This window comes from Streptococcus sp. 3167 (assembly GCF_013277175.1).
GTDB lineage: Bacteria > Bacillota > Bacilli > Lactobacillales > Streptococcaceae > Streptococcus > Streptococcus pseudopneumoniae.
The window spans coordinates 597-1815 of the sequence record NZ_VMML01000034.1; the positions used below are offsets into that span (position 1 = coordinate 597).

Sequence of the window (1219 nt, forward strand, 5' to 3'; positions counted from 1 at the left end):
CTGAATCACCTGAATCACCATCATTATACTCTTCTACAACATATATGTCAAGTATTTTCCCAATGTTTACCCAATATTTATCTAAAATTATGATTCGGATAACTCCCCCTAGTCTGGTCAAAGTGGAAATTGGTTTAAAACAGATTTTTATGGTGGAATTTAGTGTGAGACGTTTGAGTTAGAAATGAGCTCTACTATGACAAAACATAAATACCTGACCCTTTCAGACCCTCATAAATTCTCTAGGCTGGAGATTTTGGCTCTATAATATTTGTAGTAGGAAAATCCCCTATGGATATTATGGAGCCTATTTTGTTGTAGAAAAAAGTCCCGTATCATCTATAATGAAAAGCAACCAAACCATCATTAGAAAGAATCATATGGAACAATTACATTTTATCACAAAACTACTCGATATCAAAGATCCTAATGCCCAAATTATGGATATCATTAATAGAAGGAAATCATTGCTAAACTGGATTATGAGGCTCCATCTTGCCCAATTTGATTCAGAAGAAGTTCATCATCGCTTAGAGGACTGTATTTGCCCTGACTGTCAGGGAGATCTAAAAGAGATTGGAGCAACCCTTCAAGGACAAGAATTGGTCTTTATTCCTGCGCAATTAAAACGAATAGATCATATCCAACACGCTTATAAGTGCCAAGCAGTGAGAAAAATCCGAGTGATAAAATCGTGAAAGCTCCTATCCCTAAAGCCCCTTTGGCGCATAGCCTTGGCTCAGCTTCTATAATCGCTCACACCATCCATCAGAAGTTTAATCTGAAGGTACCCAATTATCGCCAAGAAGAAGATTGGGCTAGGATGGGTTTACCAATCACACGTAAGGAAATTTCTAATTGGCATATCAAGACGAGTCAATACTATTTAGAGTCCCTTTATAACCTTTTACGAGAAAAGTTGTTAGAACAAGCTCTTCTTCATGCGGATGAAACCTCTTATCGGGTCTTAGAAAGTGATAGCCATCTGACCTACTATTGGACTTTTTTGTCTGGAAAATCAGAGAAACAAGGGATTAGGCTTTACCACCATGATCAGTGTCGAAGTGGTTCAGTAGTACAAGAATTCCTAGGAGATTATTCTGGCTATGTGCATTGTGACATGTTGCGGCAGTAACTTAGGACTTTAGTCCTCTAGTTCTGCCTATGCGATAGCAGTCCAAGGTTTAGGAGAAAGGCGATGCTAAGCTTGGTAAACTGC

At 38.4% G+C, this 1219-nt stretch carries 1 protein-coding gene and 2 pseudogenes; all 3 read left to right on the forward strand.

Annotated features, from left to right (window positions below):
* Positions 1-182 (forward strand): hypothetical protein (locus HT678_RS11325; protein ID WP_205380478.1); only part of this gene is annotated, 182 nt, incomplete at its 5' end.
* 198 nt (positions 183-380) lie between these two features.
* Positions 381-502, forward strand: a pseudogene (locus HT678_RS11330) (ISL3 family transposase); the annotation flags it as partial.
* A pseudogene (locus HT678_RS05775) lies at positions 495-1123 on the forward strand (IS66 family transposase); the annotation flags it as partial. The pseudogenes HT678_RS11330 and HT678_RS05775, both read left to right, overlap by 8 nt.
* Positions 1124-1219 lie beyond the last annotated feature (96 nt).